At 46.6% G+C, this 6457-nt stretch carries 6 protein-coding genes; 3 read left to right on the top strand and 3 right to left on the bottom strand.

What is annotated here, in order from left to right; genetic code table 11:
- The 3 genes from IT291_09790 to IT291_09780 all read right to left on the bottom strand — a co-directional run.
- On the bottom strand, window positions 1-1202 hold a 1202-nt coding region (locus tag IT291_09790), incomplete at its 3' end, for a PAS domain S-box protein (GenBank protein MCC6221517.1).
- Between the two features lie 79 nt (window positions 1203-1281).
- Window positions 1282-2409 carry an HDOD domain-containing protein gene (locus IT291_09785; protein ID MCC6221516.1) on the bottom strand — a complete coding sequence of 376 codons (1128 nt, stop codon included), beginning with the start codon at window positions 2407-2409 and terminating at the stop codon, window positions 1282-1284.
- Between the two features lie 314 nt (window positions 2410-2723).
- Window positions 2724-3083, bottom strand: a complete 360-nt coding sequence (locus IT291_09780) for a hypothetical protein (protein ID MCC6221515.1) — start codon at window positions 3081-3083, stop codon at window positions 2724-2726.
- 713 nt (window positions 3084-3796) lie between these two features.
- Between IT291_09780 and IT291_09775 the strand changes: the two genes are divergently transcribed.
- The 3 genes from IT291_09775 to IT291_09765 form a co-directional block, all read left to right on the top strand.
- On the top strand, window positions 3797-4630 hold the full coding sequence (locus tag IT291_09775; GenBank protein MCC6221514.1) for a ParA family protein: 834 nt from the start codon (window positions 3797-3799) through the stop codon (window positions 4628-4630).
- Between the two features lie 102 nt (window positions 4631-4732).
- Window positions 4733-5980, top strand: coding sequence for a ParB/RepB/Spo0J family partition protein (locus IT291_09770; GenBank protein MCC6221513.1), 1248 nt, complete (start codon window positions 4733-4735; stop codon window positions 5978-5980).
- A 262-nt stretch (window positions 5981-6242) separates the two neighbouring features.
- Window positions 6243-6457 (top strand): type II toxin-antitoxin system ParD family antitoxin (locus tag IT291_09765; protein MCC6221512.1); only part of this gene is annotated, 215 nt, incomplete at its 3' end.

Genomic DNA, 6457 nt, shown 5'->3' with positions numbered 1-6457 from the left:
TTGCTTTCGTAGTCGATAGAACCGCCATGTCTTTCGACTATAGTGGTATAAACCATCGACAGCCCTTGACCAGTACCGCTTCCAACATCCTTAGTTGTAAAGAAGGGATCAAAAATCTTTTGGCCAATATCATCTGGAATTCCACCACCAGTATCGCTTATCCTAATTTCTACGCCGCCTTTCCTCTTTTTTGTGCTGATAGTGATACTCCCCCTGCCCTTTTGCCCATTCTGCGTCACATCTGCAATTGCCTGAGCGGCATTTACGATGATGTTTAGAAATGCATGGTTTAAATGGCCTGGATAGGCCATTATCTTGGACAAGGTTGCATCTAGCTCTAGCCTTAACTCAGCTACGTATTTCCATTCATTAGTTGATACTTTAGCGGTGCTTCTCAAGACAGAATTGATATCCACTGGTTGTTTTACCATGGTTCCTGGATGGGAAAACTCCTTCATCGACCACAGTATCTGGATTACCGAATTTAGCCCCTCAAGAGTCTGTTCCAACGCCAACGGAATTTCCCAGACGAGATAATCTATGTCTATTGTCTCCTTTGTCTCCCGTATCCCAGCCCGACATTCCTCCAAATCGCCTAAGTCGGCAACATGTCGCTCGAACTGATCGTACATCTCAAAAAGCCTAACGAGCAGGTTAAACTTATTCTTAACAAAAACGACGTTATCTCGAACGTACTGTACCGGAGTGTTCATCTCGTGCGCCACTCCCGCCGCCAGTCGCCCGACGGATTCTAGCTTCTGTGCATGCATTAGCTGAGCTTCCATGGCTTTTTTCTTGGAAACATCGCGTTTTATAGCAACAAAGTGCTTGATGCTTCCTTTCTCGTCGAGCACTGGCGTAATGCTCATTTCCTCCGGATAGAGCGTGTTGTCCTTTTTCCTGTTAATAATCTCGCCATTCCATGTTTTTCCGCTTAGAATGTCCTGCCAAATATCGCGATAGAACTCACTGCTGTGGCAACCAGAACTCAGGATGCGCGGGTTTTGGCCAATTACCTCATCGGCACGATAGCCCGTAACGGCCGTAAAGGCGGGATTGACGTATTCTATTTTTCCATCTGGACTAGCTACGAGAATCATGTCGGCAGCCGCCTCGACAACCGAGTTGTATATAGCTGCATAATCGGCCGATAAAATTGCGGGCTGTGACTGAACACAACCATTCACTTTATGCGTCGACATACGACGACTTATAGATGAATCTTTTAGCCGCCTTTGTTTAGGTTTTTCTGGCTTCATTAGTCTACAATATCTGAAGAATTTAAAATATCTTGCACATCAAGTCTGATTCAAGAGAATAATTATCATCACAGCAGGTTTCAGCAGCTGAGATGGCAAGCTGCATCGCTGAATTCTCGCAAGCCTTGCGCATGGGACAGTTTTCGCACGTAAGCAGATTTACAATCGACCCCGGCAAACCCCATAAGCCAAGTAGATAGGCTCCAACTTCTCTATGACTTACGCCAAATATTTTTCTCTCAGCAGCGCGAAGCGGAAGTCGCGATGTGTAGGCCAATTCGTTGACTGCCAAATATTTTTCCGCACTGCTTGCTAGCAAGACTAGACGTCCGACTTCCTTTAGCATACCCACTGTAAAGGCAGCTCGCGCTAACGACTCGTCCGAAATCTTGGCTCTCATCAACTCGAGAGACTTATTGCCCAATGCGAGCGAACATCGGTTAATGTTAATCACTTCATCGACAACAGTCTTGTCCTCGGAGGAAAAAAACAAATTCTCGTTTTCCACTAACACATGAAGGAAATCAATCCCAAGACACATCACCGCCTCGGCGGCAGTAGTAGAAACTTGGTTATTCGAGAAAAAGCTAGAATTTGCAATTTGAAGCACTTTTGCAGTTGCTGCTACATCACTTGACACTAGTTCAGCAATCCGATCTATGCTGGGATGGCTGCTGCTTAACTCGTTTTTTAAGTCTCGAAGAATCTGCGGCTGGCAAATTAGCGCAGCCGTTTGCCCAATATCATTCTTTATCCAGCTCGTTTTAGACATGCGGCAAAGAGTGCATATCCTCGAGAGTCTCCTCTGCAAAACCTCCGATTCGCAGGGTTTTGATTCGTAGCGATGAGCGACATTTAAGGCTCTTATAGTTGACCCCCTATTCGCTTGACCTGAGAACACCATTCTAATAGTTCCAGGAGAGCGATCCCGAACCAGCGAGAGAAGCGTCACTCCATCCATTTCGGGCATTCGCACATCTGTTACAACTATATCGATGGGATTTTGCTCTATAATTTGCAACGCCTCTTTGCTAGTGCGAACGAAGCTAAGTTCGCACTCCCTGCTCATGTGACCTAGAGAACGCCTTAAGGCGCTAAGGATATTCGGTTCATCATCTACAAAAACTATGCGCCGCTTGCGATCCATCATGACAAAAACCTACTCTTAACGAAGCTACTATTCGCTGATTTGCCGACACAGACACAGCCTAAGGGAAAGGCCGCACAGTAGATAATCGGCAAGCTTAAAGGATAGGTAAAGAATATAGGGGTCTACCTTGGCGACTACTCGCTGTTCGCCAGATTTATAGCATTTACAAAAATCCTTTTTGTAAATGCTATAAACAGCAAGTGCGTAAGCACTTGCCAATAGACAACAAATACCGTTTCCAAAAAGTAAAATATTTAACTTGCTTTTTGGAAACGGTAAGATCTTAATCAATAATTAGCGGGACTTACCCTGGATCACACGCCACTTTTGCTTTTTCGTTTTTGAGATTTTGAGATTTTCTTACGGCGATACTTCTTATTGAAGTTTCCTAACCGCGCCGATTCGAGCACGTTCGAGGAATTACCGACTGCTTCCGCGTCAGCTCTCCCAAGAACTCCTTCGACCACTTTGGCAACCACATTCTCCACTGCATCTGCAATTTTCTCGCCGGCATTTTCGCATGCTTTTTGCAAAGTATTACCTATATCTGCCTCTAGTAACGTATTGGTATTATTCACTGTTTCCTGAACTTGCTCAAACAATGGCACAAAGGGCTTCTTTTTTAGCTTCCTTTTCCTCAGAGACTTCGCCAATACCCTCTTTTGTCTCTTCACGCTTGGAATCTTTAACTCTACCACTCTGCGGCTACTAAACATAAAGAACCTATTGTTTTTATTCTGCGGTTTTAGGTAAACTACTATCGCATTATTGAAACTATTTCTGTTATGGCTTTCAAATCCCTTAGGGGCGCATTAGCAAGGAAAGGGGGATTTATAGTCCGCAGAAATACTACCGTTCTTTTAAACCTTTGGTTGCACTGCTTTCCTCCTCGCTTTCCAAAACAAACAGCAGCTACTTAGAGCAGACGGAACATACATAAAGCCTTTGCTTCAACTTACTTGAAGCAAAGGCTCGGCTTTATCTATTTCTTTAATCTTTTTTCCGGCTTAAGCTGGAAGGAGGGGTTATGAGAAAGTTCGTATTCATTGTAAAGACGACCGCGAAGGTCGTCTTTTTATTTTGTTGTTTAATTTTTGTACTCCTGTGTCCGTCTCTCGGACGGCCACGGGAAGAAAGGAGGTGATTTATTGCCCGCGGCGGGCGCTTCACGAACGACTGAGCGCTCGCCGCGGCGAATTAAGGTTCAGAAGACAAGTCTAGCCTTTTTAATCTTTCTAACCTAATGCTTACTTAGCATGTTTCACGTGGAACATTTCGATGGACTTAAGCTAAGTGTTTCACGTGGAACACTTAGCTTCCTAGGCAATTATCTCCCAATCCGCAGTTCTAGCTTTTTATAGCCGCGCCCTTGTGATAAAAGAGTCAAATGGGAAAAGTAATTGCTATAGCAAATCAGAAGGGCGGTGTCGGCAAGACTACAACATCGGTTAACCTATCGGCGGCATTGGCCGAAGATGGATGCAAAGTATTGCTTATCGATATAGATCCTCAGGGAAACACAACTAGTGGCTTAGGAATCGACAAGCATGGGCTTGCCGAGACTATTTACGATGTTTTTTCAAATTCCGTTCCTTTGGGAACTGTTATAGTCAACACGGCGCTGGATACGCTCTGGCTTGCGCCATCAAACTCGGATCTGGTTGGTTCAGAAATAGAGCTCAGCGGCCGAGTGGGGAGGGAGCTCGTATTGAAAAAGGAGCTAGAGCAGCTACGTAGTCGATATGATTACATTTTTCTCGATTGTCCGCCCTCTCTGGGGCTACTTACGGTAAATGCTTTTGTAGCTAGCGACTCGATTTTGGTGCCTTTGCAATGCGAGTACTATGCCTTGGAGGGGATTTCCTCCTTGCTCGAGTCGGTGAACCTAGCTAGGCAGCAGCTAAATCCAGAACTCGGCTTGGTTGGCGTAGTCTTGACGATGTTTGATTCTCGCACCAATCTTTCCCGTCAAGTCGAGAAGGAGGTTAGGGAGTTTTTTAAGACTGAAGTTTTTGACACAGTTATTCCTCGCAACGTGCGCCTTAGCGAGTGCCCCAGCTTTGGCCAGCCCATTATAATTTACGATCCACTTTCTATAGGTGCGGGAGCTTATCAGTCTTTGGCCAGAGAAGTGCGCGAACGCGTAGAGGGCAAAAAACCAGAGGAAAAAAAGAAAACTAATTTAAAGGATGCGATGAGGCGGCTATTGGTAAATCGCTAACTTGTGGCTTATCCGCGTTCTAACAATATAAGCAGCAATACATTAGAAACGCTATCGCGAAAAAACGTTAATAATTTCAGACACATAGCGCGTAAGGCAATTATGAGTTCAAAAGCTTCAGTTGATTCGTCCGGCAAGAAGGGCAAGCGCCCTAATATAATGGCGACCTCGTCTCGCGGAATCTCCGCAGCGAGCGGCAAGGGCGAGCCTCCTAAGAGTAACCCCCAGCTAAGACGTCAGGCGTTAGGGCGAGGATTAGGTGCGCTGATGCGCTCTACCTTAGTAGATATTGACGTTACCTCGCAGCTAAGCGCTAAGCCTGAGCCGCTCAATCAGAGCGTCTCGCAAAGAACAGGAATTGCAATTCAAGAACCTGCTCATTTAGAAAGTGCTAGCTCTATTGAGGCAATCAAAGCCCGTTTTGACGAAGTGAGCAGTCGCAAAGCAAAAGATCTCGTAAAGGCGCTTACTACTAGCAATGCGGAAGCTACCGACTCAGTTGAGTCGTTTGAGGAGGAAGGGGATCGCGCAGGGGAGTTTTCTATCAGGCAATTGTCATTATCTAGTATCCGACGAAATGTTTCGCAGCCGCGAGAGTTTTTTGCTGATGATGAAATTGATTCGCTCGCTGGATCGATAAAGTCTAGTGGTCTGTTGCAGCCAATAATTGTCCGTCCACACGAAGTCGATGGGGCGAAATTCGAAATTGTTGCGGGCGAGCGGCGCTTTCGTGCGGCAGAACGTGCGGGGCTTCAAACAATCCCGGCCATTGTTAGAAATCTAACTGACAAGGAAACTCTGGAGCTAGCTATCGTAGAAAACGTTCAACGCTCTGACCTAAACCCAATCGAGGAAGCTCGCGCTTATCGGCGTTTAATTGACGAGTTTGCTTCTTCACAGGAGGAGGTGGCTAAGACTGTCGGAAAAGATCGCGTATCTGTTGCCAATGCACTGCGCTTGCTGCGTTTGCCGACCGATATTCAGGAAGAGCTCATCAATAAGACAATCAGCGCGGGACATGGGCGCGCACTGCTGATGCTCGACAATGAGGCTAAACAGCGCAGCCTCTTGCGCAAGATAATCGAACTCGGCTTGTCGGTTCGAGAGGCTGAAAGATTGGCGCGGGGCGGGGAGATTGGGGCCGGAGGAGGTAGTGGGGAGGGGGCTAGCAGGCGCCGGGAAGAAAAATTTTTGGCTAATCCGGCGGTGCAGCGGTTAGAAGAAAGGTTTCGGCGGGCCTTGGGGACTAAAGTTGCGTTAACTATGGACAGCAAGGGGGCAGGGGAGCTACGCATTAACTTCTTTTCACAGGCAGAGTTAGATAGTTTGCTGGATCGCTTGGATGCCTAATGGCGAAGTGGTGGGGCGAGGTGAGGGGGTAGGGTGTGCTTGTGTTTCGCTGAAGCCCTACATGAAATTTTTGGGATAGCATGAACCTTTTCGCTAGGGGCTAAACGCTGCACACAAACACTCCCGACCCCCTCACCTCGCTCGTGGCTCCGATAAGAGCGCCAGAAATTGCCCAGGGAGTGAGTTGATACCTTTCGAATTAATAAATAATATGATATATTATGAAATTATCATATTTATTATTAAACCAGGCTGGCAATTTATGGCGACTATACCGAAAACCATTAGCGTTACGAGGAAGAACGAGGCGTGGATCAATGCCCGTATCGAGTCAGGCGATTTCGGCAATGCTAGCGAATACATTCGCGACCTAATTCGACGGGACCAGGAGCGTCAGTCTAAGATTGAAGCGATCCGCATGGCTCTACAAGAGGGAGAAGAAAGTGGTCTTGGCGTTCGCACTTCGGAGGAGATGAT

Source organism: Deltaproteobacteria bacterium, assembly GCA_020845775.1.
Lineage (GTDB): Bacteria > Bdellovibrionota_C > UBA2361 > SZUA-149 > JADLFC01 > JADLFC01.
This window is presented reverse-complemented; position numbering and strand designations above follow the sequence as displayed.

Excerpts from the sequence above, each read along its gene's own strand:
- IT291_09775 (MCC6221514.1), top strand. The coding sequence starts at position 3,797 with ATGGGAAAAGTAATTGCTATAGCAAATCAGAAGGGCGGTGTCGGCAAG.
- IT291_09770 (MCC6221513.1), top strand. The coding sequence starts at position 4,733 with ATGAGTTCAAAAGCTTCAGTTGATTCGTCCGGCAAGAAGGGCAAGCGC.
- IT291_09785 (MCC6221516.1), bottom strand. The coding sequence starts at position 2,409 with ATGATGGATCGCAAGCGGCGCATAGTTTTTGTAGATGATGAACCGAAT.